This window comes from Streptomyces sp. NPDC058195 (assembly GCF_042883525.1).
Classification (GTDB): Bacteria; Actinomycetota; Actinomycetes; order Streptomycetales; family Streptomycetaceae; genus Streptomyces.
Genome location: NZ_JBHVVM010000017.1, coordinates 43043 through 67770, shown reverse-complemented (window position 1 = coordinate 67770; position 24728 = coordinate 43043). Strand labels below are relative to the sequence as shown.

The 24728-nt window shown below is 71.5% G+C and carries 23 protein-coding genes; 10 read left to right on the top strand and 13 right to left on the bottom strand.

Annotated features, from left to right (window positions below):
* Nucleotides 1-14 precede the first annotated feature (14 nt).
* Both mqnP and ACFVWY_RS21705 read right to left on the bottom strand, forming a co-directional pair.
* The gene (mqnP, locus tag ACFVWY_RS21710) at nt 15-932 is read right to left on the bottom strand and encodes a menaquinone biosynthesis prenyltransferase MqnP (protein WP_389874845.1); all 918 of its coding nucleotides are present in this window, start codon (nt 930-932) and stop codon (nt 15-17) included.
* The gene (locus ACFVWY_RS21705; protein ID WP_389874842.1) at nt 929-2386 is read right to left on the bottom strand and encodes a menaquinone biosynthesis decarboxylase; all 1458 of its coding nucleotides are present in this window, start codon (nt 2384-2386) and stop codon (nt 929-931) included. The genes mqnP and ACFVWY_RS21705 overlap by 4 nt, the downstream gene beginning before the upstream one ends.
* Before the next feature lie 235 nt (nt 2387-2621).
* On the opposite strand from ACFVWY_RS21705, the gene ACFVWY_RS21700 reads away from it, so the two are divergent.
* From ACFVWY_RS21700 to ACFVWY_RS21690, 3 genes are all read left to right on the top strand, one after another.
* Nucleotides 2622-3017, top strand: a complete 396-nt coding sequence (locus tag ACFVWY_RS21700) for a PLD nuclease N-terminal domain-containing protein (RefSeq protein ID WP_389874839.1) — start codon at nt 2622-2624, stop codon at nt 3015-3017.
* Nucleotides 3018-3257: 240 nt separating this feature from the next.
* The gene (locus ACFVWY_RS21695) at nt 3258-5324 is read left to right on the top strand and encodes a hypothetical protein (RefSeq protein ID WP_389874836.1); all 2067 of its coding nucleotides are present in this window, start codon (nt 3258-3260) and stop codon (nt 5322-5324) included.
* Nucleotides 5317-6876 carry an ABC transporter substrate-binding protein gene (locus ACFVWY_RS21690; protein ID WP_389874833.1) on the top strand — a complete coding sequence of 520 codons (1560 nt, stop codon included), beginning with the start codon at nt 5317-5319 and terminating at the stop codon, nt 6874-6876. The genes ACFVWY_RS21695 and ACFVWY_RS21690 overlap by 8 nt, the downstream gene beginning before the upstream one ends.
* Before the next feature lie 16 nt (nt 6877-6892).
* On the opposite strand, the gene ACFVWY_RS21685 is transcribed toward ACFVWY_RS21690, so the two are convergent.
* The 8 genes from ACFVWY_RS21685 to hemL all read right to left on the bottom strand — a co-directional run bounded on the left by ACFVWY_RS21685 (nt 6893) and on the right by hemL (nt 15361).
* Nucleotides 6893-7417, bottom strand: coding sequence for an SRPBCC domain-containing protein (locus ACFVWY_RS21685; RefSeq protein ID WP_389874831.1), 525 nt, complete (start codon nt 7415-7417; stop codon nt 6893-6895).
* A gap of 50 nt (nt 7418-7467) precedes the next feature.
* The gene (ccsB, locus tag ACFVWY_RS21680) at nt 7468-8556 is read right to left on the bottom strand and encodes a c-type cytochrome biogenesis protein CcsB (RefSeq protein ID WP_389874828.1); all 1089 of its coding nucleotides are present in this window, start codon (nt 8554-8556) and stop codon (nt 7468-7470) included.
* On the bottom strand, nt 8553-10307 hold the full coding sequence (locus ACFVWY_RS21675; RefSeq protein WP_389874827.1) for a cytochrome c biogenesis protein ResB: 1755 nt from the start codon (nt 10305-10307) through the stop codon (nt 8553-8555). Before ACFVWY_RS21675 ends, ccsB begins: the two co-directional genes overlap by 4 nt.
* A gap of 5 nt (nt 10308-10312) precedes the next feature.
* On the bottom strand, nt 10313-11077 hold the full coding sequence (locus tag ACFVWY_RS21670; RefSeq protein ID WP_389874825.1) for a cytochrome c biogenesis CcdA family protein: 765 nt from the start codon (nt 11075-11077) through the stop codon (nt 10313-10315).
* 4 nt (nt 11078-11081) lie between these two features.
* Nucleotides 11082-11693: a TlpA family protein disulfide reductase gene (locus ACFVWY_RS21665; RefSeq protein ID WP_389874823.1), complete on the bottom strand. Its 612-nt coding sequence runs from the start codon at nt 11691-11693 to the stop codon at nt 11082-11084.
* A 67-nt stretch (nt 11694-11760) separates the two neighbouring features.
* Nucleotides 11761-13011 (bottom strand): hypothetical protein, encoded by a 1251-nt coding sequence (locus ACFVWY_RS21660; protein WP_389874821.1) that lies wholly within the window; start codon nt 13009-13011, stop codon nt 11761-11763.
* A 311-nt stretch (nt 13012-13322) separates the two neighbouring features.
* On the bottom strand, nt 13323-14048 hold the full coding sequence (locus ACFVWY_RS21655; RefSeq protein WP_389874819.1) for a histidine phosphatase family protein: 726 nt from the start codon (nt 14046-14048) through the stop codon (nt 13323-13325).
* Nucleotides 14045-15361, bottom strand: coding sequence for a glutamate-1-semialdehyde 2,1-aminomutase (gene hemL, locus ACFVWY_RS21650; RefSeq protein ID WP_389874816.1), 1317 nt, complete (start codon nt 15359-15361; stop codon nt 14045-14047). The genes ACFVWY_RS21655 and hemL overlap by 4 nt, the downstream gene beginning before the upstream one ends.
* A 128-nt stretch (nt 15362-15489) precedes the next feature.
* Between hemL and ACFVWY_RS21645 the strand changes: the two genes are divergently transcribed.
* Nucleotides 15490-16080, top strand: a complete 591-nt coding sequence (locus ACFVWY_RS21645) for a hypothetical protein (protein ID WP_389874813.1) — start codon at nt 15490-15492, stop codon at nt 16078-16080.
* A 234-nt stretch (nt 16081-16314) separates the two neighbouring features.
* On the opposite strand, the gene ACFVWY_RS21640 is transcribed toward ACFVWY_RS21645, so the two are convergent.
* Nucleotides 16315-16872, bottom strand: coding sequence for an NADPH-dependent FMN reductase (locus tag ACFVWY_RS21640; RefSeq protein ID WP_389874811.1), 558 nt, complete (start codon nt 16870-16872; stop codon nt 16315-16317).
* A gap of 130 nt (nt 16873-17002) precedes the next feature.
* Here ACFVWY_RS21640 and ACFVWY_RS21635 point away from each other — a divergent pair, with 130 nt between their 5' ends.
* The 5 genes from ACFVWY_RS21635 (at nt 17003) to ACFVWY_RS21615 (ending at nt 21651) form a co-directional block, all read left to right on the top strand.
* The gene (locus ACFVWY_RS21635; RefSeq protein ID WP_389874808.1) at nt 17003-17671 is read left to right on the top strand and encodes a TetR/AcrR family transcriptional regulator; all 669 of its coding nucleotides are present in this window, start codon (nt 17003-17005) and stop codon (nt 17669-17671) included.
* Between the two features lie 171 nt (nt 17672-17842).
* Nucleotides 17843-18937 (top strand): Acg family FMN-binding oxidoreductase, encoded by a 1095-nt coding sequence (locus ACFVWY_RS21630; RefSeq protein WP_389874806.1) that lies wholly within the window; start codon nt 17843-17845, stop codon nt 18935-18937.
* A 90-nt stretch (nt 18938-19027) separates the two neighbouring features.
* A complete protein-coding gene (locus tag ACFVWY_RS21625; protein WP_389874805.1) occupies nt 19028-19873 on the top strand; it encodes a DUF6597 domain-containing transcriptional factor in 846 nt (281 codons plus the stop codon).
* A 141-nt stretch (nt 19874-20014) separates the two neighbouring features.
* Nucleotides 20015-20869 (top strand): SDR family NAD(P)-dependent oxidoreductase, encoded by an 855-nt coding sequence (locus ACFVWY_RS21620; RefSeq protein ID WP_389874803.1) that lies wholly within the window; start codon nt 20015-20017, stop codon nt 20867-20869.
* A gap of 47 nt (nt 20870-20916) precedes the next feature.
* A complete protein-coding gene (locus ACFVWY_RS21615; protein ID WP_389874801.1) occupies nt 20917-21651 on the top strand; it encodes a Mut7-C RNAse domain-containing protein in 735 nt (244 codons plus the stop codon).
* Between the two features lie 75 nt (nt 21652-21726).
* Here the strand turns inward: ACFVWY_RS21615 and ACFVWY_RS21610 are convergent, their stop codons facing one another.
* A complete protein-coding gene (locus ACFVWY_RS21610) occupies nt 21727-22233 on the bottom strand; it encodes a MarR family winged helix-turn-helix transcriptional regulator (protein ID WP_389874799.1) in 507 nt (168 codons plus the stop codon).
* Between the two features lie 253 nt (nt 22234-22486).
* Nucleotides 22487-23059 carry a TetR family transcriptional regulator gene (locus ACFVWY_RS21605; protein WP_389874798.1) on the bottom strand — a complete coding sequence of 191 codons (573 nt, stop codon included), beginning with the start codon at nt 23057-23059 and terminating at the stop codon, nt 22487-22489.
* A 153-nt stretch (nt 23060-23212) separates the two neighbouring features.
* Between ACFVWY_RS21605 and ACFVWY_RS21600 the strand changes: the two genes are divergently transcribed.
* Nucleotides 23213-24673, top strand: coding sequence for an FAD-dependent monooxygenase (locus ACFVWY_RS21600; RefSeq protein WP_389874795.1), 1461 nt, complete (start codon nt 23213-23215; stop codon nt 24671-24673).
* The last annotated feature ends 55 nt before the right edge of the window (nt 24674-24728 follow it).

The following is a 24728-nucleotide window of genomic DNA, read 5'->3' as shown; positions in this document are numbered from 1 at the left end:
GCCGAAGGCTCCGCTCAGACCGCCAGGCCCCGCACCAGCAGGTCCAGCAGCGCGCAGGCGAAGAGCGCTATCCCGATGAAGCCGTTGACCGAGAAGAACGCCCGGTTCAGCCGGGACAGATCGTGCGGGCGCACCACCCGGTGCTCGTACACGAAGGCGACGGCCACGATCGCCATGCCGATCCAGTAGAACAGCCCCGCCCCGGTGGCCAGCCCGAACCAGACCAGCAGCCCGGTCGTGATCACATGGCAGACCCGGGCGCCCCACAGCGCGGCCGGAATGCCGAACCGGGCCGGAACCGAACGCACCCCGTGCGCCCGGTCCGCCTGGACGTCCTGGCAGGCGAAGATCAGGTCGAAGCCGCCGATCCAGACACCGACCGCGAGCCCGAGGATCACCGCGTCCCACGACCAGCTCCCGGTGACCGCCAGCCAGGCGCCGACCGGCCCTATCGCCTGGGCGAGCCCGAGGATCGCGTGCGGGTAGTGGGTGAACCGCTTCCCGTACGGATAGACCACCATCGGCACCACCGCGAGCGGCGCCAGCGCCAGGCAGAGCGGGTTCAGCAGCGCCGCCGCGCCCAGGAAGAAGACGACCGCGACGAGCGCCCCCGTCCACGCCGACCGCACCGAGACCGCACCGGTGACCAGTTCCCGGCCCGCGGTGCGCGGGTTACGGGCGTCGATCTCCCGGTCGATGATCCGGTTGGCGGCCATCGCGAACGTCCGCAGCCCCACCATCGCGACGGTGACCAGCAGCAGCGTGACCCAGTGGATCGACGCGTCGTCCAGGAACATCGCGGTCAGCGCGGCGATGTACGCGAAGGGCAGCGCGAAGACCGAGTGCTCGATCATCACCAGCCGCAGGAACGCCTTGACCTTGCTGTTCGGCCGTACGGGCCCGGAGCCCAGGGCTGCTTCGGCGGCGCTCACAGTCCGTATTCCTTCCACCGGCGGTCGACCTTCGCCGCCGTCTCGCGGTCGGACTCGACCATCTCCGGCCAGCCTCCGTCCCGGGTGTAGCCCTCCTCGGGCCACTTCCGCGTCGCGTCGATGCCCGCCTTGCCGCCCCAGAACTGCTGGTAGGAGGCGTGGTCGAGGTGATCGACGGGGCCCTCGGTGACCGTCAGGTCCCGCGCGTAGTCCGTGTTGCCGAGCGCCCGCCAGGCCACCTCGTGCAGATCATGGACGTCGCAGTCGGAGTCCACCACCACGATCAGCTTGGTCAGCGACATCATGTGCGCGCCCCAGATCGCGCTCATCACCTTCTGGGCGTGCTTCGGGTACTTCTTGTCGATCGAGACGATCGCGCAGTTGTGGAAGCCGCCCGCCTCCGGCAGGTGGTAGTCCACGATGTCCGGCACGATGATCTTGAGGAGCGGCAGGAAGAACCGCTCGGTGGCCCGCCCCAGCGGCCCGTCCTCGGTCGGCGGACGGCCCACCACGATCGACTGGAGCAGCGGACGCCGCCGCATGGTCACGCAGTCGATGGTCAGCGCGGGGAACGGTTCCTGCGGGGTGTAGAAACCGGTGTGGTCGCCGAACGGCCCCTCAGGCAGCGTCTTCCCGGGCTCCAGCCACCCCTCCAGGACGACCTCCGCCTGCGCGGGCACCTGGAGCGGCACGGTCTTGCAGTCGACCATCTCGATCCGCTTGCCCTGGATGAACCCGGCGAAGAGGTACTCGTCGATGTCCCCCGGCAGCGGCGCGGTCGAGGCGTACGTCACCGAGGGCGGTGCGCCGAACGCGATGGCGACCGGCAGCCGTTCCCCGCGCCGGGCGGCGACCTGGTAGTGGTTGCGGCTGTCCTTGTGGATCTGCCAGTGCATGCCGATGGTGCGGCGGTCGTGGCGCTGGAGCCGGTACAGCCCCAGGTTGCGGATGCCGCTCTCCGGGTCCTTGGTGTGGGTGAGCCCCAGGTTGAAGAAGGAGCCGCCGTCCTCGGGCCAGGTGAAGAGCGCGGGGAGCCGGTCCAGGTCCACGTCGTCGCCGGTGAGGACGACCTCCTGGACGGGCGCGCTCTCCTGCTTCACCTTCTTCGGCGGCACGTGCACCATCGAGCCGAGCTTCCCGAAGGCCTCCCGCACCCCGACGAATCCGTGCGGCAGCTCCGGCCGGAGCAGCCCGCCGATCTTGTCGCTGATGTCGGCGTACGACGTCAGCCCGAGCGCCTTGAGCAGCCGCCGGTCGGTCCCGAAGACGTTCATGGCCAGGGGCATCGAGGACCCCTTGACATTCTCGAAGAGCAGCGCGGGGCCACCCGCCTTGTTGACCCGGTCGACGATCTCGCCGACCTCCAGATACGGGTCGACCTCGGCCTTGATGCGCTTGAGATCGCCCTCACGCTCCAGGGCCCGGAGGAGGGAACGAAGATCGTCGTAAGCCATGCCGTCCAGTTTGTCATCACCGCCGACGATCACCCCGGGTACCCCACCGACACCGCCCCGGGAGCCCGCCCCGCGCTCCCGGGGCTCCCGGCCCGGCGGCGCACCGGACCCGGCCCCGGTGCGTCGCCGTACGGTTCCGCTCCGTTCGCCGCTGCATGTCAGGGGCACCGGCTACTCTGGCCCCACACCGGGGCGGGACATGCCCCGCCAACTCTCCGCAGGGGGACCTTTCACCATGTTCCGGGCCCTGATCTATCTCCTGCCGCTGGCGCTGACGATCTACGCCTTCATCGACTGCCTGAACACCCCTGAGGACGAGGCCAAGCACCTGCCGAAGATCGCCTGGGTCTTCATCATCCTGCTGTTCTGGATCGTCGGCCCGATCGTCTGGCTGGCCGCCGGCAAGATGCGCAACGCTCCCGCCGGGGGCCGCACGCCCTCCGAGTGGCACCGCAACCACCGCTCGCAGTGGGTCGCGCCGGACGACAACCCGGAGTTCCTCCAGGGGCTGCGCGAGGAGAACAAGAAGGACGAGTCGCTGCTCAAGGACTGGGAGGCGGATCTGCGCCGCCGCGAGGAGGAGTTGAAGCGCCGGGAGAACGGCGACAGCCCGAGCCCTTCCGGCGAGTAGCCCGCCACCCTTTCGCGATGACGGGACAGCCCTTGGCCCGCCGCCCTTCCCCGGCGCACAGCCGCTCGCCCCTCTGGTGAGCAGACCCCCGCTCCGTCCTCCAGGGGGCGTCCGCCCGATCAGGGCCGGACGCCCCCTTTCGCATGTCGCCCGAAATCTGCTACTCCTCGTCAACTCCTCACCTATACCCTCGGGTTGACGATGTGACAGATTCAGTGGGTCGTCGGCGCTGGGGGTGCTGTGGAGAGAGAGCTGTACGGGCGCGAGGCGGTCTTCGGTGACGACGGCCTCGCGGCACGACTGACCGGCCTCACCCCGTACCGTCTCGCCCGCGCCGACTACGAGCACCACGACGACCCGCCGGCCGTGGTGTTCACCGGCGGCCGGGGCATGGGCAAGACCGCCGTCCTCAAGCAGCTGCGCCATCTGTACCGCGAGGTCACCCCGGTCGCCCTGGTCGACTGCGAGGCGGTCACGGCCCCCGCGGACCCGGGCCCCGGCTGGTCCCCGGTCACCGGGGCGCTGCCCGAGCTGGCCGTCCAGCTGAGCACCCGGGTGCGCGCGGCGCGGCCGGTGCGGTTCCCCCGGCTGAGCCTCGGGCTGGTGGCCGTCGCCTCCATCTCCTGGACCCGCGAGGACGAGACCCGGGCCCGCCGCGACCTCCAGTCGCTCGGCCCGATGCTGGCGACCGTCGACGGACGCGGCGCCGCGGCGACCGGCTGGGTCACCAAGGTGCTGACCAAGCTGGCCGCCAGCGCCTTCGACACGGTGGCGCCGATGGCCGGAATGATCGCTGAGGCCACCGTCGAAACGGTCCTTGAAGTAACGTTCAGCCGCTTTCAGCGCCGCTCCGCCGACTGGTACGGCGGCTACCCGCACGCCGGGGGCAACGGCCGGGCCGGGCTGCGGCAGCTGGCCGTCGACTTCGAGCGCGGCGGCGACCTGCGCCGCCGGGCCGAGGACCACCTGGTGCTCGCCCTGGCCGAGGACCTGGTCGCGGCCTACGGCGGCCTGTCCGTGGGCGCCCGCCGGGGCCGCCCGGTCCTGCTCGTCGACAACGCGCACACCGCCCTGGGCCGACAGCTGCTGGAGCCCCTGCTGCGGCGGCGGGCCGCCGGAGGGCGCGACCGGATCGCGGTGTTCGCCTCCTCCCGGGCCCGGGAGCACGAAGGGCTGAGCCACGCGGCGCGGCGCAGGCTCCCCGAGGTGGCACACGGCTCGCACTGGACCCGGGGCACCGGAGTGACCTCCGGCATCCTGGCCGTGGAGCTGAACCCGCTCGACCCGGAGCAGGCACGCGCCGCCTTCGACCGGCACGACCCCCGGGGCCGCACCCCGGCCGGGCTGGCCCGCGGAGTGCACCGGCTGACCGGAGGGCGCCCCCTGGCCGTGGAACTGCTGGCCCTGGCGGCGGGCCAGGCCCCCGAGCCCGCCTCGCTGGTGCCCGGCTCGCTGCTGGACACCGTGGTGGAGGTACGCGAGGACCGGGCACCCGCCCGGGTCGCCGACGAGCTGCTCGCCCGGCTGCTGCCGGGCCCCGCGCCACGCCTGGACCAGCTCGCCGTACTGGCCGCCGCGCACGACGAGGACTCCGCCCGGCTGCTCGCGGAGAACCGGCTGGGCCGGGGCGCGCCGGACGGCGATGTGGCCCTGCGGATGCGCGACGCGCTGCGGGCCGACGGCTGGCCGGTCGGGACCGGCCACTTCGTCGCCGATCCGCTGCTGCGGGCCCTGCTCCTGCACCGGCTGCGCTTCCAGGACGACGACCACCCCTCTCACGGCGTGTGGCAGGCGGTGCACGTCACGCTGCGCGGGGCGTACGCCCCGAGCGGGCGCCGTCCGAACGTCCCGCGCCTGCTGCACCAGAAGCTGGTGCTGGGCGACGCGGAGGCGTGCGTGGCCCATCTGCGGCTGCGGTTCGACGAACCGGACGTACGGGGCTGGCTCGGCTCGCTGTGCTTCCTCGTCTCGGCGCCGTACCCGCGTCCCCGGGGGTTCACCGGCTCCGATCCCCGGCGCGCGGTCGCGCTCGGCCGGGCCGACAACGCACCGCCCCAGGGGCTCGAACCGTCGGCCGCGGAGCTGCACACCCGGCTGCGCCGACTGCTGCACGGCCTCTGGCTGCTGTCCGATCCGCTGGCTCTGCCGGACGACGAGGTGATCGACAAGATGGCACACGAATTACGGCAGCTCTCCGGCCGCCATCCGACCGGTAACAGCGTGCTGTGGGACGCGGCCACCCACTGGCCCCGCGACATCCGGGCCTGGCGCCCGCCGTCCATGCCGCCGGGAGGCCCGGATGCGTAACCCGCTGCGCTACCGCCTCTGGTACACCGCCCGGCAGAAGGTCGTCACCTCGGTGGTGGCCGGCGCCCTGGCCGTCACGGGCGGCTGGTACGGATTCGGCAGGATCACCGCCCCCGAGGACCGCTCCTGCGCGAAGGGCGTCGAGCGGCCCGCGGGCAGCGACGAGTGCGTCGGGGTCGCCGACGGCGGGACCTACGACTTCGGCCGGTCCCAGCTCACCGACGTCGTGGCGGCCATCGCCCGGGAGAACGCCACCCTGAAGCCCGGCCAGTACGCCACGGTCGCCCTGCTCCTCCCACTGACCTCGACGGACGGGGCGATGCGGACGAAGATGCAGCACGAGCTCCAGGGCGCGTTCGCCTCGCAGTACCGGGCCAACCGGCTCTCCAACGAGCAGGTCCCCAAGATCCGGCTGGTCCTCGCCAACAGCGGGAAGAACAACCTGCTGTGGCGCCCGGCCGTGGACCGGCTGAAGAGGATGACCGGCGCCCCGGACCACCTGCGGGCCGTGTCCGGCGTCGCCACCAGCAGTACGCAGATCAAGGCGGCGGTACGGGAGCTGACCGCCGCGCACATCGCGGTCGTCGGCACCACCATCACCGCCGACGACATCGCCAACGGACCGAAGAACGACCCCTTCCCCGGACTGGCCCGGGTCTCCCCCACCAACCGGGACGAGGCCGACGCCCTGGCCCACTTCGGCCGGGTCAAGGCGGAGAAGGCGCTGCTGGTCCAGGACACCCGGACCGGCGACCACTACACCGACACCCTGCGCACCGCCTTCACCCGGCTGGTCCGGGGAACCCGCTACCAGCCGCAGCTGTTCACCTCGCGCGGCGACCCCAACGACGAGGGCAACACGGCCAACACGTTCCGCGACATCACCCATCTGATCTGCGACACCAAGGACGCGGACACGGTGTTCTTCGCCGGACGCCACACCCAGCTGCGGCAGTTCATCAACGCGCTCGGCGGCCGCGGCTGCCAGGACCGCCCCTTCACGATCCTGACCGGCGACGAGGGCTCGTACCTGGGCAACGACAAGAAGCTCGACCGCAACGCGCTGCGTCAGAAGGTCACCGTCCGCTACGCCTCACTGGCCCATCCCGACGCCTGGGCCACGGCGCCCGGGAAGGGGAAGGCGACGAGAGGGGGCTCCCCGCAGGACTACCAGGAGTTCCTGGACCTGCTGGCCACCGTCGCGAAGGCCCCGGTCGGGCCGATCGGACCGACCGGGCACAAGGACCTCACCGACGGCCAGATCATCGTCGCCCACGACGCGATGACGCTGGTGGTGCAGGCCGTCCGGCGGGCGAGTCCGGGTGGCCGGCTGCCGGAGCTCGCGGACGTGGGCGAGCAGTGGTCGCGGGTGAACGGCTCGCTGAAGGTGTCGGGGGCCAGCGGCTGGATCTGCCTGGACAACCACGGCAACCCGCACAACAAGGCCGTCCCCGTGGTGGAGCTGGCGCCCGAGGACGCCCGGCAGCGCTTCGTGGCGCTCGCCTGGCCCCGGGGGGCGCCACCGGACGCCACGTGCCTGCCCCCCGCGTAGGGAGCCGGGCCCCGGCTCAGCGCTCGGCCGCGTACTCCTCGCGGAGTCCGGCCCAGCGCACCGGGGTCCACTTCGACCAGTCGGCCGGGTAGCCGTCGAGCGCGTCCGCCAGATAGCGGAAGTGGTCGTGCCAGCTCGCCAGCCGGTCCAGGCGGAGTGCGTCGTCACCGTGGAACTCATGGGTGAAGCGGAGCAGGACGTGGTCACCTCGCGGCGGCTCCAGATGGAAGCGGATGCGGCCGGAACGCCCCTCGAAGCTGTACTCGGCGACCCGCTCGACGTCCCAGGCGGTGACCGTGCCGGAGACGGCCGCGGCCTGGCCGGGGCGGTCGGGGGTGAGCCGGTGCAGCGTGATCGCGCCGCCGACCCGGGGTTCGAAGGGGGCGGCGGAGGCCAGCCAGCCCGGCAGGCCCCCGGAACTGGCAACGGCTGCCCACACCCGCGGAACGGGGTGGGGCAGCCGGAGCGTGAACCTCAGGACGTGCTGGTCGCCGTGGGTCTCGCTGGTGCCGGGCTCGATGACGGGGGTGGCATCGGTCATGGTTCCAGCGTGACCCGGCGGTGCGTGATCCGCACCCGTGCGGGGGCGGGTCAGACCCCGGCGTAGGAGTGCTTGCCGGTGACGAAGATGTTCACGCCGTAGTAGTTGAAGAGCCAGCAGCCGAAGGCGATCAGCGCCAGGTAGGCGGCCTTGCGGCCCTTCCAGCCGGCCGTGGCACGGGCGTGCAGGTAGCAGGCGTACGCGACCCAGGTGATGAAGGACCAGACCTCCTTGGGATCCCAGCCCCAGTAGCGGCCCCAGGCGTCACCGGCCCAGATGGCGCCCGCGATGATCGTGAACGTCCACAGCGGGAAGACGGCCGCGTTGATCCGGTACGAGAACTTGTCGAGCGAGGCGGCGGCAGGCAGCCGCGACAGCACCGAGTGGGCGAACGAACCGGGCTCCCCGCCGCGCGCGAGCTTGCTCTCGTAGCTGTCGCGGAACAGGTAGAGCAGGGTGCCGACCGCGCCGATGTAGAAGACGGCACCGCAGAGGATGGCGGTGGAGACGTGGATCCACAGCCAGTACGAGTGCAGCGCGGGCACCAGCTGGTCACTGTCGGTGTAGAGCCAGGTCGTCGCGATGCCGAGGTCCAGCAGGACGGTGGTGACCAGCGCCAGCCCCATCCAGCGGACGTTCTTCTTCAGCGCGAGCAGGACCAGGTACGTACCGACCGCCGCCGTGGAGAACGTGATCGAGAACTCGTACATGTTGCCCCAGGGGGCACGCTGCACGGAGAGCGCGCGGGTGAGCACCCCGGCGGCCTGCACCAGGAAGGCGAGCACGGTCATGGAGACCGCCATCCGCCCGTACAGGTCGCCCTTGAACGTGCCACCGGCCGCGCCGGGCCCGTCCGGCACGTCGCGGGAGCCGGCCGCCGCGCGCGTCACGATCTTCGGACGGTCCAGTACGGCGGTCCCGCCGCCCTTCTGCCCGGCCTTCACCCGCACCTGGACGGCCGCGGTCTTCGCCTCGGCCCCGGTCAGCGCGGCGGCGGTGCGGCCCACCTTGCTGCGGCTGCCGAACACCCACTCCGCGATGTGCGCGAAGAAGGCCAGGGTGTAGACGGCCATCGACGAATAGATCAGCACATTGCTGGTGTGCGCCAGGTTCTCGTTGGTAGCGGCGGCGAGATTCACTTCTCAGCCCCTTCGGCAGGTTCTACGGAGGATTCTTCAGACTCTTCGGAGCCGGAATCGGAATCGGGGGATGGGTCGGGTACGGCGGGTGCCGAGTCGAGGAGCGCGACCGCGAGGTCGGCCAGTTCCTCGGGAAGTCTGGCGGACTCGCTGCGGCCGAGCCCCGCCATCTCCACAACCGTGACACCGTCCGCGCCGGTCACCGCCCGCACCCAGACCCGGCGCCGCTGGATGAACAGCGAACCCGCGAGCCCGGCGATCGCGGCGACGGCCCCGGCGAGCGCCCAGCCACTGGCCGGCTGCTCCGAGATCTGGAAGCTGGCCCACTCGTCGACGCCTTCGAAGGTGATGGAGCCCGCGCCGCCGGGGAGCTTCATCGTCTCGCCGACCAGCAGCCGCTGCTTGAGCTGCTTGCCGTCGGCGTCCTTGAACTCCGTCATCTTGGACTTGTCGAGCTGGTACACGTTCTGCGCCAGCCCGGAGTCCACGCCGAGGCTGCCGTGGAAGCCGTTGAGGGCGAGCACGGGGAAGTCCGCGGCCGGGAACTGCGAGAACATCGTGCCCTTGCCGTTGCCCGCGAAGGTCGGCACGAAGAACGCCTGGAAGCCCAGCTGGGTCTTCTTGCCGTTCTTGTCGCGGTACCCGTCCATCACCTTGATCGCGCCGGACGAGGTGACGTTGCTGTCCATGGGCAGCAACGGCACCGCGTTGCGGTAGACCTCCTTGCCGGAGGCGTCCTTGACCGAGACGACGGGGGCGTAGCCGTGCGCGTTCAGGTAGACCTTGGTGCCGTCGATCTCCAGCGGCTCGTTGACCCGGATGACGGTCTTCTTCGGCTTGCCGTACGCGCCCTCCTCGTACGTCACATGGGCCTCGTAGGTCCTGGGCGTACCACGCTGGGGGCCGTTGCGCTCGTAGGTGCCGACGAACTTGTCGAGCGTGAAGCTGAACGGGACGAGGGAGTCCTCGTCGAAGAGCGAGCCGGACTTGAAGTCGTCGTACTGGGGCTTCGTGTTGGCGAAGCCGTCGCCCTGCACGATCAGTTTGGCGCCCTCGGACTTGAAGAGCTGCCCGTACGCGAAGGCCACCAGCATCACGATCAGGGCGATGTGGAAGACCAGGTTCCCGGCCTCGCGCAGATAACCCTTCTCCGCGGCGACCGCCTCGCCCACGGTGTGCGCCCGGTAGCGCCGCTTCCGCATCATCCCGAGGGCGGCCTCGCGCACCTCCTCGGGCCCGGCCGCGGTGCGCCAGGTGGTGTACGCGGGCAGCCGGGTCAGCCGCTTGGGGGCGCCCGGCGGGCGTCCGCGCAGCTGGCCGATGAACTGGCCGGTGCGCGGAACGATGCAGCCGATGAGCGAGATGAACAGCAGGATGTAGATCGCGGAGAACCACACCGAGCTGTAGACGTCGAAGAACTGGAGCTTCTCGTAGAGCGGCGAGACGGTGGTGTGGAGCTTCTTGAAGTTCTCCACCTTCAGCTGGTCCACGCTGTTCTGCGGGATCAGAGATCCGGGGATGGCGCCGAGCGACAGCAGGAAGAGCAGGATCAGCGCCACCCGCATCGAGGTGAGCTGCCGCCAGAACCAGCGGACCCAGCCGATGACGCCCATCGCGGGCAGGGCGGCCGGGCTCTCCTCGCTGGGGGCCGTGGAGAGCTGGGAGCCGGCGGCGGCGAGCTCGGGAGCGTCCTCCTCGTTGTTCCGCTGCTCGCGCCCGGGGGCGGAGGGGTTGGACGTGGTGTTGCTCATGGAACTCAGATCCCCACCGTGAAGCCACTGGACCAGCTCTGTACCTGCTGCATCATCGTGTCCCATACACCGGTGAGCAGCAGCAGACCGGTCACGATCATCATGCCTCCGCCGATCCGCATGACCCAGGCGTAGTGCTTCTTGACCCACCCGAACGCGCCGAGCGCCCGGCGGAAGGCGACGGCGGCGAGGACGAAGGGGATACCGAGACCGAGGCAGTACGCGACGGTCAGTATCGCCCCGCGCCCGGCGGTGCCCTGGTCCATCGCGAGGATGCTCACCGAGCTGAGTGTCGGCCCCAGGCACGGGGTCCAGCCGATCCCGAAGAGGGCGCCCAGCAACGGGGCGCCCGCCAGGCCGGTCACCGGCCGTTTGTGGATGCGGAACTCACGCTGGGTCATCCAGGGCATCAGCCCCATGAAGAACACGCCCATCAGGATCATCAGCGCGCCGAGGATCTTGGTGAGGATGTCGCCGTGTTCCAGGAGGGTCTGGCCGAAGAAGCCGAAGAGCGCGCCGCCGGAGACGAACACGGCGGTGAAGCCGAGCACGAAGAGCGAGGCGCCCGCGACCATCCGCCCGCGCCGGGCCTGCGCCAGGTCGGTGCCGCTGACGCCGGTGACGTAGCTGAGGTAGCCGGGTACGAGCGGCAGCACGCACGGCGAGAAGAACGAGACCAGTCCGCCGAGCACGGCGACGGGCAGGGCGACGAGCAGCGCCCCGTTCAGGACGGTCTGGTTCTCGCCCGTGAGCGCGGCAAGGGTGTGCACGGGATCACTTCTCCGCGATCAGCGGGTCGATCATCTTGTGCAGCCCGTCGGCGTCGAGCGCGACCAGCGAGCGCGCGGCGATCTTCCCGTCGCGGTCCAGGACCACGGTCGAGGGGATGGCCTGCGGCCGGAGCGTGCCCTTGGGGAAGCGGAGCAGGAGCTTGCCGACCGGGTCGTAGATGCTCGGGTAGGTGACGCCGTAGTCCTTCTCGAAGCTGATCGCGGGGCCCTTCTGGGGGTCGCGCGTGTTGATCCCGACGAACTGGACGTCCTTGTCGGCGGTCTCCTTGGCGACCCGGGAGAAGTACTGCGCCTCCAGGCGGCAGGGCCCGCACCAGGAGCCCCACATGTTCAGCACGACGACCTTGCCCTTGTAGTCGGCCACGTCGAGCTGCTTGCCGTCGAGGGTCTCGCCGTCGAGCTTCGGGGCGTCCTTGCGGTCAGCCTTGGCCACGGTCGAGACGCCGCCGGTTCCGGTGACGAAGTTCGTGTTCCCGCCGCCTCCGGCCTTCGCGCCGTCCCCGCCGCACGCCGTCAGCGTGAGGGCGAGGGCGGCGACCGCTGCGGGGGCGGCGAGCAGGGTGAAGCGGCGTCGGGGTGCGCGGCCATGGCTCATGTGAAAAGTTTCGCATGGCGCTTTCGATGATCTCGGGCACCCCCCTCAGTGCCCGTAAAGCCCGTTGTCAGGCTTTTTTAAAGAAGGTGTTCCAGCCGCCCGCGGGCCCCTGACCGACCTCCAGCGTACGGAGCTTGTCGAGCACCTGGGGAGTCTGCACGTCGAGCCAGTCGACGAACTGACGGAAGGAGACCAGGCGCACATCCGGCTTCCCGGCGATTTTCTTCAGCACTTCTTCCACGGCGTCCATATAGATACCGCCGTTCCACTCCTCGAAGTGGTTTCCGATGAAGAAGGGAGCGCGATTCGACTGGTACGCGCGATTGAATCCGGCGAGATAGGACTGGGCGGCCTGTTCGCGCCAGCCGGGGTAGCGCGACGGCATTCCCTTGGTCGTGTTCCGCGACTGGTTGGCGAGGATGTTGTAGTCCATCGACAGGACCTCGAAGCTGTGCCCCGGGAACGGCATGCCCTGGAGCGGCAGGTCCCAGACGCCGTCCCGCTTCCTGGGCCAGACCTGGGTGCCGCCCGGTGAGCTGGCGTCGTAGCGCCAGCCGAGGCGGCGTGCGGTGGGCAGCAGATTCTCCTGCCCGAGCAGGCAGGGGGCCCGGCCGCCGATCAGTTCCTTGCGGTAGTCGAAGGGCAGCGGTTCAAGATCGGTCCAGCCGGTATTCGTGCGCCACTCGGTGACGAAGGAGACCGCCTGGTCGATTTCGCTCTGCCACTGGGCGGAGGACCAGTTCGCCACCGATCCTGAACCGCCGCAGAAATGCCCGTTGAAATGGGTGCCGATCTCGTGTCCGTCGAGCCAGGCCTGGCGGACGTTCTTCAGCGTCGCCTTGATGTGTTCATCAGTGAGATATCCGATGTCGGAAGCGCCGACGGGGTTGTTCGGCGGCCGGTACATGGACTTCTTCGACTCGGGCAGCAGATAGAGCCCGGACAGGAAGAAGGTCATCGCCGCCTCGTGCTGCCGGGCGAGTTCCAGAAAACGCGGGAAGAGCCCGTTGCCGACCTCGCCCGCCCCGTCCCAGGAGAAGACCACGAACTGCGGGGGTGTCTGGCCGGGTTCGAGCGGGACCGGCTTCGCGGGCTGGTGCGGCTGCTTCCCGGTGTCGGCGGTGGAACCGTCGCCGATCTTCCGTACGTCCTTCTTCGCGGGGCCGGTGCCCCGCGTGGCCCCGTCCGCGCTCTTCTCCCCCGTGCCCCCCGAACGGTCGGCGCCCGAGGAACCGAAGGTGCCGCACCCCGCCACCCCGACGGCTGCGGCGGCCCCGAGACCCGCCCCGAGCAGCCCCCTTCGGCTGATGTCACGCATAACTACCCCATTTGCGGTCGTTTTTCCTCAAGTCCATACAAACTGGCAAAGTATGAGATGAGGAAAGCGACGCAGGGGTTCCGTGAGCTAGCACATGATTCTCACCAGGGCCAGACTCCAGACGCGCTCGAACGTACGACCCCGTAGGGGATGAGAGGTGGTGGCGGCACGTCAACCGCCGCACGGGCAGCCGGAAAAAGGCGATCGCCGGGCGGAGGGAGGAACCCCGTCCGTCCGGCGATCGCCGACTGCGTGCCCAAAGGCCACCCGTGCCGGGCCCATGCCGGGCCCATGCCGGGCCCGTACCGGGATTACGCGCCGAAGGCCTTCGACTTGCCCTTCACCGGCTTCGCCCCGGCCAGCAGATGGACCGGGACCAGATCGCGCGCCGGCTCCGTGTACCCGACCGACACGATCTTGTCGCCCCGGTAGGTGAAGCTGGTCAGCGAGGCCAGGGTGCACTGCCGCTTGCGCGGGTCGTGCCAGAGCCGCCGCCGCTCGACGAAGCTCCGTACGATCCAGATCGGCAGCTGGTGGCTGACGCAGACCGCCTCGTGGCCGCGAGCGGCGTCGCGCGCCGTGTCCAGCGCGCCCATCATCCGCACGACCTGCTCGACGTACGGCTCGCCCCAGGACGGCCGGAACGGGTTGGTCAGGTGCTTCCAGTTGTCCGGCTTGCGCAGCGCGCCGTCGCCGACGCCGAAGGACTTGCCCTCGAAGACGTTGGCCGCCTCGATCAGCCGCTCGTCGGTGGCCAGCTCCAGGTCGTGCGTCCTGGCGATCGGCGTGGCCGTCTCCTGGGCGCGCTCCAGCGGGGAGGCGACGACATGGGTGATGTCGCGGCCCGCCAGGTGCTCGGCGACCCGGTCGGCCATCTGGCGGCCGAGCTCGGAGAGGTGGTAGCCGGGGCGGCGCCCGTAGAGCACGCCCTCCGGATTGTGCACCTCGCCGTGGCGCATCAGATGGACGACGGTGATGTCCGCGCCGTCCTTGTCCTTGCGGCCCGCGCCCTCGGCGGGACCGGCGTTCTCGCTCATGCGGTGGCCTCCGATGCGGCGCGGGCGGCGGCGGGCAGGGCTGCGGCGATCCGCTCCACGGCCCGCGTGTCGTGGGCGGTGGAGACGAACCAGGACTCGAAGGCGGAGGGCGGCAGGTAGACGCCCTGCGCGAGCATCGAGTGGAAGAAGGCGGTGAAGCGGAAAGCTTCCTGCTGCTTCGCGTCGTCGTAGTCGCGCACCGGGCGGTCGGTGAAGAAGACGGAGAACATGTTGCTCGCCGCCTGCACGGTGTGCGCCACGCCCTCCTTGGTCAGCGCCTCGCCGACCAGTGCGCGGATCTCCGCGGAGACCGCGTCGACCTTGGCGTACGCCGCGTCGTCGAGCAGTCGCAGCTGGGCGAGACCGGCGGCGGTGGCGACCGGGTTCCCGGAGAGGGTGCCCGCCTGGTAGACGGGACCGGCCGGGGCGAGGTGCGCCATCACGTCCGCGCGCCCGCCGAACGCCGCGGCCGGGAAGCCGCCGCCCATGACCTTGCCGAAGGTCATCAGGTCGGGCCGGACCCCGTCGACGCCGAACCAGCCGGCCTTCGAGGTACGGAAGCCGGTCATGACCTCGTCCGAGATGTACAGCGCGCCGTTGGCCGCGCACAGCTCCTTGAGCCCGACGTTGAACCCGTCCAGCGGCGGCACGACGCCCATGTTGCCCGGCGAGGCCTCGGTGATCACACAGGCGATCTCGCCGGGGTGCGCGGCGAACGCCTCACGGACCGCTTCCAGGTCGTTGTACGGCAGCACGATCGTGTCACCGGCCTGGGCACCGGTGACCCCCGGCGTGTCCGGGAGGCCGAAGGTGGCGACCCCGGACCCGGCGGCGGCCAGCAGCGCGTCCACATGGCCGTGGTAGCACCCGGCGAACTTCACCACCTTGGCCCGGCCGGTGAAACCGCGGGCGAGACGGATCGCCGACATGGTCGCCTCGGTGCCGGACGACACCAGCCGCACCTGCTCCACCGGCTCGATCCGGGCCACGATCTCCTCGGCGAGCGCGACCTCGCCCTCACCGGGCGTACCGAACGAGGTGCCGCGGGCCACGGCCTCCTGGACCGCGGCGATGACCTCCGGGTGGGAGTGGCCGAGGATCATCGGCCCCCACGAGCACACGAGGTCGACGTACTCACGTCCGTCGGCGTCGGTGAGGTACGGACCGCTGCCGGACACCATGAAGCGGGGCGTACCGCCCACGGCCCGGAAGGCACGTACGGGAGAGTTCACGCCGCCGGGCGTCACGAGGGACGCGCGGTCGAAAAGCGTCTGCGAAACTGGGGCGTCATAGGGAAAGCTCACACAAGCCATGGTGTCAGAGCCACGGACGGACTCGCGGACAGGTGTTTCACCGCACGTCCGTGGGGGAGGTCACTGACACGATGATCGGGTTGCGCGGCGGGGGCTTGGCTCCTAAGTAGTAGTCGGGTGGATGAGATATGCATCGCGGTGGCGGAGTGGGCGAGGGGACCGGCGACCCGGGGTCCGAGCCTGCCCGGCGGGGTCGGCACCGGCGTGAGGCGGGGCGCGAGAAGGGCGTACGGGCCGGGGGTACGCAGGGTGGCGAGTCCGGGATCGGGAGTGGTGGCCGGATGGGGGTGACCTACAAGTACTTCGGCGCGCCGGACGGGGCGACCGCGGCGCGCGTGCCCATTTCGATGCGGCCCGAGGAGCTGGGCGGCGACGAGCTGGGCATGGGCGGCATGTTCACCAAGATCAAGCCGGAGACGGTCGCGGCCATGGTCCTGACCGGCATACAGGGCATACCGCTCCACAAGGTGCCCCCGCTCGAACTGGTCGTGCTGCACCCCGACTACGCGGTGGTCAAGCTTCCGATGACGGTGGTCGACCCGCTGCGCGGCGTCGGCGAGGAGTCGGTGGGCGCGGCGGCCTTCATCTGGTCCACGGTCCCGGACCGCGGCGGCCCGCGCGACGCGTTCAACGTCTACCGGCTGCTCCACGAGTGGCAGGACTTCTCCCACCGCCTGCACGACGCGGGCCATCAGGCGTACTGCCTGGTGTGGCCGTGATCCGGCCCCGCCCGGCGCGGCGGGACCGGGGCTTCCGGGCATGACGAAGGCGGCGCGGGCCATGTGTGCCCGCGCCGCCTTCGTGCGTACGTCAGTGGTGCGTACGCCAGTCGCGCGTATGTCAGTGGTGCGTATGTCAGTGGTGCGTACGCCGGTGACATGCGCGCCAGTGGCGCGTACGGCCGTGGCGCGTACGGCCGTGGCGCGTACGGCCGTGGATCAGGCGGCCGTGGATCAGGCGGCGGTACCGGCGGCCTCGGCCACCTTGGCGATGACCTCGGCGATCGCCGTGGTGACCTCGGCGTCGTCGGCGGGGTGGGTCTCGGCGAAGCGGGTCACGGAGCCGGGGATGGACAGCTTGACCTCCTCCAGGACCACGGCACCGGCGATGCCGGCCGACTTGCGGGCGTCGTCCTGCGCCCAGACGCCGCCGTACTGGCCGAAGGCGGTGCCGACCACGGCGACCGGCTTGCCGGAGAGCGCACCGGCACCGAACGGGCGGGACAGCCAGTCGATGGCGTTCTTCAGGACGGCGGGCATGGTGCCGTTGTACTCGGGCGAGAACAGCAGGAAGGCGTCGACGCCCGCCGCCACCTCACGCAGCCGCGCCGCGGCGGCCGGAACGCTGCCCTCGACGTCAATGTCCTCGTTGTAGAAGGGCACGTCGGCCAGGCCCTCGAAGATCGAGATCTCGGCGCCCGAGGGGGCGTGCTTGGCAGCGGCCTCAGCCAGCTGACGGTTGTGCGAACCGGCGCGAAGGCTGCCGACGAGCGCGAGGATGCGTACGGACATGAGGAACTCCCGGGGCGGAGTAGTAGCTACCATTCGATGAACTCAATCAAGCGGACCGAGGTCCGTTTAAAGTTGTACCACCCAAACGGACCGTGGTCCACTTACCCCCGTCTGGCGTTACGCTGACCCCATGACCGGCCCCGTTGAGCCTCTGCCGCAGCTGCCCGACCCCGCCCGACCGGACGGACCGGGCGAAACCCGGAAGAACCTCCTGCTCGCTCCGACCGAGGAGCCCCCGCTGCGGGCCGACGCGGCACGCAACCGCACCCTCCTGCTCGACGCCGCCTCCCGGCTGCTGTCCGGCTGCGGAGCGGCGGAACTGACCATGGATTCGGTGGCCGCCGAGGCGGGCGTGGGCAAGGGGACGGTCTTCCGGCGCTTCGGCGACCGGGCCGGCCTCCTGATCGCCCTTCTGGACCACCGGGAGAAGCAGTTCCAGGCCGCCTTCCTCTCCGGCCCGCCCCCGCTGGGCCCCGGCGCCCCCGCGACTCAGCGGCTGCACGCCTTCGGCCCCGCCGTACTGCGCCACGAGTGCGACCACCACCCGCTGATCCTGGCCAGCCGGACCGACCCGCTGCGCACCTACGCCGTCCCGGCGTACCTCCTGCGCGTCAACCACGTCGCGATACTGCTGCGGCAGGCGCAGGCGCCCGGCAGTCCGGAGCTGCTCGCCCACACCCTGCTCGGCTCCATCGAGACGGCGCTCGTCCACCACTTCACGGTCGAGCGGGGCATGCCGCTGGAGCGCCTGGAGGACGGCTGGCACCACCTGGTCGACCGGCTCACGGCGCCGGCGTAGCCGGAGACCGCGGGGCGGCGGCACAGGAGTTACGGGGCGGAGCCACGGAAGTCCCACCTTCAAGAACGGGGGCGCGGAAGCCTCACCTTCGGGACGAAAGCCCGATACCGCCCTGGTCCGACTTGATACATGCTGGAGGGACATCGACAGTTCCCGACCCCCGGGGGTCCGATGCCCGCCCAGACGCCCACCGACGCGATGGTGACCGACCTGGTCGCCGACGCCACCGCCGCGCCGTCCATGCACAACGCCCAGCCCTGGCGGTTCCGCTACGGGCGCGGCAGCGGCACGCTCGACCTGCGTGCCGACTTCGAGCGGCGGCTGCCGCAGGCCGATCCCGCCAACCGCGCCCTGCACGTGGGCTGCGGCGCCGCGCTGCTGAACCTGCGGGTTTCCGCCGCCCACCACGGCCTGACCGCGGCCACCACCCTGCTGCCGGAACCCGCGGACCCGGTGCTGCTCGCCTCCGTACGCCTGTCCGCGCGCCCGGCGGACGACGGCGCCCTGGGTGGTGATTCCGGCGGTGGTTCCGACGCTGTTTCCGCCGGTGATTCCGGCGCTGTTTCCGGCGCTGTTTCCGGCGCTGTTTCCGGCGGGCCAGGGGGTACGGGGCTCCAGGCGCTGTACCCGGCGATCGCGAAGCGGCACACCAGCCGCTACCCCTTCGACGAGCAGCCGGTGCCCGACGACGTCCGTGCCCGCCTCGTCGCCGCGGCCCGCGCCGAGGGCGCGGAGCTCGTCTTCCTCGCCGAGCCCCATCTGGAGACCGTGCTCGACCTGATCCGGGACGCCGAGGGCTACGACCGGGGCGACCCCGCGCGGGAGGCCGAGCAGGAGCACTGGGCCCGGTTCTCGAAGACCGACGCGCCGGTCGACGGCATCCCCGACTACGCCTTCGGCCCCCGCGACGCCACCGAGCGGGCGACCAACCGCGACTTCGCGGGTGGCAGACCCATGCCCGGACGCGCCCGCGTCCGGTTCGAACGCAACCCCCAGCTGGCCCTGCTGACCACGGCGGACGACCGTCCTGCGGACTGGCTCCGGGCCGGTCAGGCACTGGAACGGGTCCTGCTCGCCGCCACGCTGGAAGAGGTGTCCACCTCCTTCGCCAACCAGCCCATGGAATGGCCGGATCTGCGCTGGGTCCTGCGCGACCCCGTCCACGGCTCGGGAAACCCCCAGATGATCATCCGCCTGGGGTACGGGCCCACCGGCCCGCGCACCCCGCGCCGCGCTCTGGAACAGGTGCTGACGTTCGAGCCGTAGACCGGTGCCGGGCCGTGCCCCCGGGCCTTGTCCCGGACCGGTCCCGGGTCCTGGGGCCGTGCCGCGTGACCGCCGCCTAGGATCGCCGCCATGGCAGCTCCCCGACGCGACACCCGGGGCATCGTCGACGCCCCCGAGCTCTTCACCCAGGTGCGCTTCCGCCGCCGCGAACCCGCCGCCGAGCTGCGGCCGTACTTGGAGCACTACTGGCTGATGGACTGGGACCTGTCCGAGCCGTACGCCTCCCATCTGGTGCCGCACCCGTCCGTGAACCTGGTCTTCCAGCGGTACGCCGACGGCCCGGCCGCCACCGACGGGGCGGGGGACGCGGGGACCGCGGGACACACGGGGTTCGCGGAGGTCTCGGGCATCGGGCTGGGGCTCTTCACCCAGAAGCTGGCGGGCCGGGGGCGGGTCTGCGGGGTCCAGTTCCGGCCCGGCGGGTTCCGGCCGTTCGCGCCGGGACGACCGGTCGCGGAGTGGACGGGGCGTCGGCTCCCCGTCCACGACGTGTTCGCCCCGCCCGCCCCCGCGTCGGCGGTCCTGGACCCGGCGGAGGAGGACGCGCGGGTGGCGGCACTCGACCGGTACCTGCTGGCGCTCGGCCCGCGGCCGGACCCGCAGGCCGAACGGGCGATGGCCCTGGTGGAACTGGTCCGTACGGACCGGACGGTGCGCCGCGTCGACGAGCTGGCCCGCGCCGAGGGACTCTCGCCCCGCTCACTCCAGCGGCTCTTCGCCGCGTACGTGGGCGTCGGCCCCAAGTGGGTGATCCTCCGCTACCGCATCCACGAAGCGCTGGAGCGCGCCGAATCGGAGCGGCGGGTCGACTGGGCGGCGCTCGCAGCCGAGCTGGGTTACAGCGACCAGGCGCATCTGATCAGGGACTTCACGTCCACGGTGGGCGCACCGCCGACCGCCTTCGCCGCACGCTGACCGCGCCCTCTCCCGACACCGCTCGTGTCCGTCGCTCCTCAAACGGGTTGACGGCCGCGTACCGCCTGCAGAATATTTCTCTGCGTCACACAGCTTATTCACTGAAGAAGACACATGCGTACCGCAGAAGGAGTTCGTCCCATGCACACCCTGGTCACCGGATGCCGCGGCCGTATCGGCTCCGCCCTCGTCCCGCTGCTGCGCCGCGACGGTCACACCGTGCGCGCGGCCTCCCGCACCCCCGAGGGCCTCTCCGCGACGGCCGCCGCCCTGCCCGCGGACATCCCGGTCGTCGCCTGCGACCTCTCCGACCCGGCCACCTTCGAGGCCGCTCTCGACGGTGTCGACTCCGTGTTCCTGTACGCCGAGCCGTCCGGCATCGACGCCTTCCTCGCCGCGGCCGGGGCCGCCGGGGTCGGCCACATCGCGCTGCTCTCCTCCAGCTCCGTCCTCGCGCCCGACCCGGCGCGAAATCCGATCGCCGCCTCCCACCACGCGGTGGAGCAGGCCCTGACCGCCTCGCCGGTCACCACGACCCTGCTCCGCCCCGGCGCCTTCGCCAGCAACGCGTACCAGTGGGCGGAGTCGGTACGGGCCCACGGCTCCGTCGACCTCCCGTACCCCGGCAGCCACAGCAGCCCCATCGACAGCAGGGACATCGCCGAGGCCGCCCTCGCCGTCCTCACCGAGCCGCGGCTGCGCGGCGTGGCGTACCACCTGACCGGCCCCGCGTCGCTCACCGCCACCGAGCAGGTCGGCCTGCTGGCGGCGGCGGCCGGGCGCCCCATAGCCGTCAACGCCGTGACCCCCGAGGACTGGAAGAAGGCCGTGTCCGCGTTCCTGCCCGAGGCGTTCGCCGACGCGCTCCTCGCGTACACGGCCGCCACGGACGGCATCCCGGCCGAGGTGACCGACGACATCGAGAGGCTGACCGGCCACCCCGCCCGCACCTTCGCCGCCTGGGCCGAGGAGCACGCCGCCGCCTTCCGGCCCTGAGCGCAAACCCCTGGCCCGCCCGGACCGGCCGATGACATCCTGGCCGGGTGAACGGACCGGAGATCCACCTCGAAGTCGCCCCTGAGCTGCGGCTCTTCGTCGCACACGAACGCCGCCGAGGGCGCACGGCCGTGACGACCGACGGCTGCTCCACCCTCGGCCATGTCGTGGAGTCGCTCGGCATCCCGCTCACCGAGGCCGGGCAGATCCTGGTCGACGGCAGGCCCACACCCGTCTCGCACATCCCGGCTGCGGGCGAGCTGGTCGAGGTGCGGGCCGTGGAGCGCCCCCAGCGCGTCCCGGGCGCCCCGCTGCGCTTCCTGCTCGACGTCCATCTCGGCACGCTGGCCCGGCGGCTGCGGCTGCTGGGCATCGACGCGGCGTACGAGAGCGAGGACATCGGCGATCCGGCGCTGGCCGTCCGGTCGGCGCAGGAGCGGCGGGTGCTGCTCTCGCGGGACCGCGGACTGCTGCACCGGCGGGAGATCTGGGCCGGGGCGTATGTCTACAGCGACCGGCCAGATGAGCAACTGCGCGACGTGCTCGGACGGTTCGCGCCGCACCTCGCCCCGTGGACCAGGTGCACCGCCTGCAACGGCGCGCTGAAGTCGGCCGACAAGGACTCGGTCAGCGGCCACCTGGAGCACGGCACGCGGAGCTCGTACGACGTCTTCGCGCAGTGCACGGAGTGCGAGCGGGTGTACTGGCGGGGCGCCCACCACTCCCGCCTGGAGGCGATCGTCACGCAGGCGCTCGCCGAATTCGGCCCCGGCCCGTCCTGAGGCAAAGAGGTGTGAGCGCCGGGGCGCTTGTGGACCGAACGACCTCGGGACAGGCGGCGGGGCCGGGCGGCGGCGTCAGGCCGGGCCCGGGTCACCCTTCGCTCCGCCGCCCTCACGGAGGGCCTCGACCTGGCGTGCGCTCAGCTCGACCGTCCGCCGCATGTGGGTGATGAGCAGGGCCAGTTCCTCGTCGTCGTACGCGTCGAACATGGCCGCCCACGCGCCGTTCAGCCGCCCCCACACCGCGCCGATCTCCGCCATCCGCTCCGGTACGAGTGTGACGAGCACCCGGCGGCGGTCGACGGTGTCCCGCGCGCGCGTGACGTAACCGCCCCGCTCCAGGCGGTCGACCAGCCGGGTCGCCGACCCCGTGGTCAGCCCGGTCAGCTCCGCGATCCGGCCCGTGGTGACCGGCACCGCCTCCAGGCCGAGCAGGTTGAGGCACTGGAGGTCGGTCGGATGGAGCCGCAGGTAGTCCGCGACGGCCTGGTTGAAGAGCGCGTACGCGGCCATGTAGCGGCGCGACTCGACGGTCAGCTCGGCCATCAGCGCACCGCGTCCGGTCTGGGGCTTCTGCGGCATGCCCGAATTCTACGAAGGGGAAGAGGGGAAGGCCGCCGCCCGTGGCGCCCGGCCACGGTGTCGCGGCATCACAGCACCCGCCACAGCACCCCGTCACGGCGCCCCGCCGCCACGTCGCACCGCCCCGTCGCGACCTCACGACATCGAACGACATCGAACGGCATCACGGCTCGCGGCATGACCGCGCACGGCTCACGGCACCTACCGCCCACGGCACTACCGCCCACGGCGCCTCGGCTCACGGCGCCTCGGCTCACGGCGCCTCGGCGGTGAGGTAGCGCTGGATCGTGGGCGCGAGCCAGGCGATCACCTCCTCGCGCGACATCTCGACGGCGGGAGCGAGGCGCAGCACGTACCGCGTGAGCGCCATCCCCAGTATTTGCGAGGCGACGAGCGCCGCGCGGTGGTCCGCCTCGGCCGGAACGGGGCAGACCCCGGTCGTGACCGCACCGATCTGCTCGGCGAAGATCGCTCTCATCCGCTCCGCGCCCGCCTCGTTGGTGGCCCCGACGCGGAGCATGGCCGTGAGCACGTCGTCCCCCTCCCAGCGGTCCAGGAAATGGCCGACAAGGACGGCGCCGACGTGCTTGGCGGGCAGTGACCCCAGCGGAGGCAGCCGCAGCTCGATCGCGGAGGCCGCGACGAACAGCGCCTCCTTGTTCCCGAAGTAGCGCATGACCATCGACGGGTCGATGTTCGCGTCCCGGGCGATGGCCCGGATGGTGGCGCGCTCGTATCCGTCCGCGGCGAACCGCTCGCGCGCGGCCCGAAGGATCGCGGCCTTGGTGGCGTCCGAGCGCCGGGGCGCGGTGGCGGGTTTCGTCATGCCAACAAATGTAGGCCAACAACCGTTGACACGCCAGCGGCCACAGCTCTACCGTTGATGCCAACAGGTGTTGACCAACACATGTTGGCACGCGGCTCCGGCCGACACCCGGAGCTGGCACCCGCAGCCGATGTACGGGCCCAGGAGGCAGTCATGACCACCACCCCGAGCACCGCACCCGACACCACCGGCGTGATCGTCGTGGGCGCAGGCCCCACCGGCCTGCTGCTCGCGGGGGATCTCGCCGCCCAGGGCATCTCCGTCACGCTCCTGGAGCGCCGCCCGCGCCGGACGGACAACCTGACGCGCGCCTTCGGCGTACACGCCCGCACGCTCGAACTGCTCGACAGCCGGGGCCTGGCCGACGAGCTGATCGGCACGGGCACCACGCGCGCCTCCCTCCGCTTCTTCGGCGCGCTCTCGCTCGACCTCGGGCGGCTGCGCACCCGTTTCCCCTACGTGCTGATCACCCCGCAGTACGAGGTGGAGCATGTGCTGGAGCGCCGGGCCCGCGAGGCGGGCGTCCACTTCCGGTACGGGACGGAGCTGACCGGCCTCCGGCAGCACCCGTCCCAGGATTCCGTCACGGCCGAGCTGCGTGAGGCCGATGGCGGCCGACCGTCCCTCACCGCGCGCTATCTCGTCGGCACCGACGGAATGCGCAGTGCCGTGCGCCGGGAGCTCGGGCTTCCTTTCCCCGGCAAATCCGTGATCCGGTCGATGGCCCTCGCCGATGTCCGGCTCACCGAGGAACCGCCCGACCTCCTCACGGTCAACGGCGCGGGGGACGCCTTCGCCCTCGTCGCCCCCTTCGGCGACGGCTGGTACCGCGTGATGGCGTGGAGCCGCACCCACCAGGCCGCCGACAGCGAGCCGATCGACCTCGAAGAGGTGCGCGCGATCACCCGACGCGCCATCGGTACGGACTACGGCATGCACGACGCCCGCTGGGTCTCCCGCTTCCACAGCGACGAACGCCAGGTGCCGTCGTACCGGACCGGCCGGGTCTTCCTCGCCGGGGACGCCGCCCATGTCCACTCCCCCGCGGGTGGCCAGGGCATGAACACCGGCCTTCAGGACGCCGCCAACCTCTCCTGGAAGCTCGCCGCCGTGCTGCGGGGCCGGACCACCGACCCGGAGGCCCTCCTCGACAGCTATCACGCCGAACGGCACCCGGTCGGCACGACCGTGCTCCGCAGCAGCGGCGCGCTCGTCCGCCTCGCCATGGCCCGCACCCCGCTTCAGCGCGCCGTCAGAACCGTCGCCGCCAGGGCGCTGTCCCGGTGCCGGCCCGCCGCCGACAAGGCCATCGGCATGATCTCCGGCATCACGATCGCCTACCGGGCCCCGCTCGGAGCGCACCCCCTCACCGGGAAGCGCGCCCCGGACCTGAGCCTGCGGGAGGGCCGCCTGTACGAGCTGCTGCGCGAGGGTTCCTTCGTCCTGGTCGCCCCCGCCGGTACCGACGCCCCGGCAGCGTCACCGACCCCGCTGGTGCACGCCCACTGGCGCGACGGGCGCACCACCACCCTGCTCGTCCGCCCCGACGGTTACATCGGGTGGGCCAGCGACCGCCCCGACCCGGCGGGGCTGCGGGCCGCCATCACGCGATGAGCCCGCGCCGGGAACTGGTCGGCGGGGGCCGGAGCCCCGGGGGCGGAGCCAGAGG

Bases quoted from the DNA above. Each gene is read 5' to 3' on its own strand.
- ACFVWY_RS21705 (WP_389874842.1), bottom strand. From the start codon at position 2,386: ATGGCTTACGACGATCTTCGTTCCCTCCTCCGGGCCCTGGAGCGTGAG.
- ACFVWY_RS21700 (WP_389874839.1), top strand. From the start codon at position 2,622: ATGTTCCGGGCCCTGATCTATCTCCTGCCGCTGGCGCTGACGATCTAC.
- ACFVWY_RS21690 (WP_389874833.1), top strand. From the start codon at position 5,317: ATGCGTAACCCGCTGCGCTACCGCCTCTGGTACACCGCCCGGCAGAAG.
- ACFVWY_RS21685 (WP_389874831.1), bottom strand. From the start codon at position 7,417: ATGACCGATGCCACCCCCGTCATCGAGCCCGGCACCAGCGAGACCCAC.
- ACFVWY_RS21675 (WP_389874827.1), bottom strand. From the start codon at position 10,307: ATGAGCAACACCACGTCCAACCCCTCCGCCCCCGGGCGCGAGCAGCGG.
- ACFVWY_RS21665 (WP_389874823.1), bottom strand. From the start codon at position 11,693: ATGAGCCATGGCCGCGCACCCCGACGCCGCTTCACCCTGCTCGCCGCC.
- ACFVWY_RS21660 (WP_389874821.1), bottom strand. From the start codon at position 13,011: ATGCGTGACATCAGCCGAAGGGGGCTGCTCGGGGCGGGTCTCGGGGCC.
- ACFVWY_RS21655 (WP_389874819.1), bottom strand. From the start codon at position 14,048: ATGAGCGAGAACGCCGGTCCCGCCGAGGGCGCGGGCCGCAAGGACAAG.
- hemL (WP_389874816.1), bottom strand. From the start codon at position 15,361: ATGGCTTGTGTGAGCTTTCCCTATGACGCCCCAGTTTCGCAGACGCTT.
- ACFVWY_RS21645 (WP_389874813.1), top strand. From the start codon at position 15,490: ATGCATCGCGGTGGCGGAGTGGGCGAGGGGACCGGCGACCCGGGGTCC.
- ACFVWY_RS21640 (WP_389874811.1), bottom strand. From the start codon at position 16,872: ATGTCCGTACGCATCCTCGCGCTCGTCGGCAGCCTTCGCGCCGGTTCG.
- ACFVWY_RS21635 (WP_389874808.1), top strand. From the start codon at position 17,003: ATGACCGGCCCCGTTGAGCCTCTGCCGCAGCTGCCCGACCCCGCCCGA.
- ACFVWY_RS21630 (WP_389874806.1), top strand. From the start codon at position 17,843: ATGCCCGCCCAGACGCCCACCGACGCGATGGTGACCGACCTGGTCGCC.
- ACFVWY_RS21625 (WP_389874805.1), top strand. From the start codon at position 19,028: ATGGCAGCTCCCCGACGCGACACCCGGGGCATCGTCGACGCCCCCGAG.
- ACFVWY_RS21620 (WP_389874803.1), top strand. From the start codon at position 20,015: ATGCACACCCTGGTCACCGGATGCCGCGGCCGTATCGGCTCCGCCCTC.
- ACFVWY_RS21610 (WP_389874799.1), bottom strand. From the start codon at position 22,233: ATGCCGCAGAAGCCCCAGACCGGACGCGGTGCGCTGATGGCCGAGCTG.
- ACFVWY_RS21605 (WP_389874798.1), bottom strand. From the start codon at position 23,059: ATGACGAAACCCGCCACCGCGCCCCGGCGCTCGGACGCCACCAAGGCC.
- ACFVWY_RS21600 (WP_389874795.1), top strand. From the start codon at position 23,213: ATGACCACCACCCCGAGCACCGCACCCGACACCACCGGCGTGATCGTC.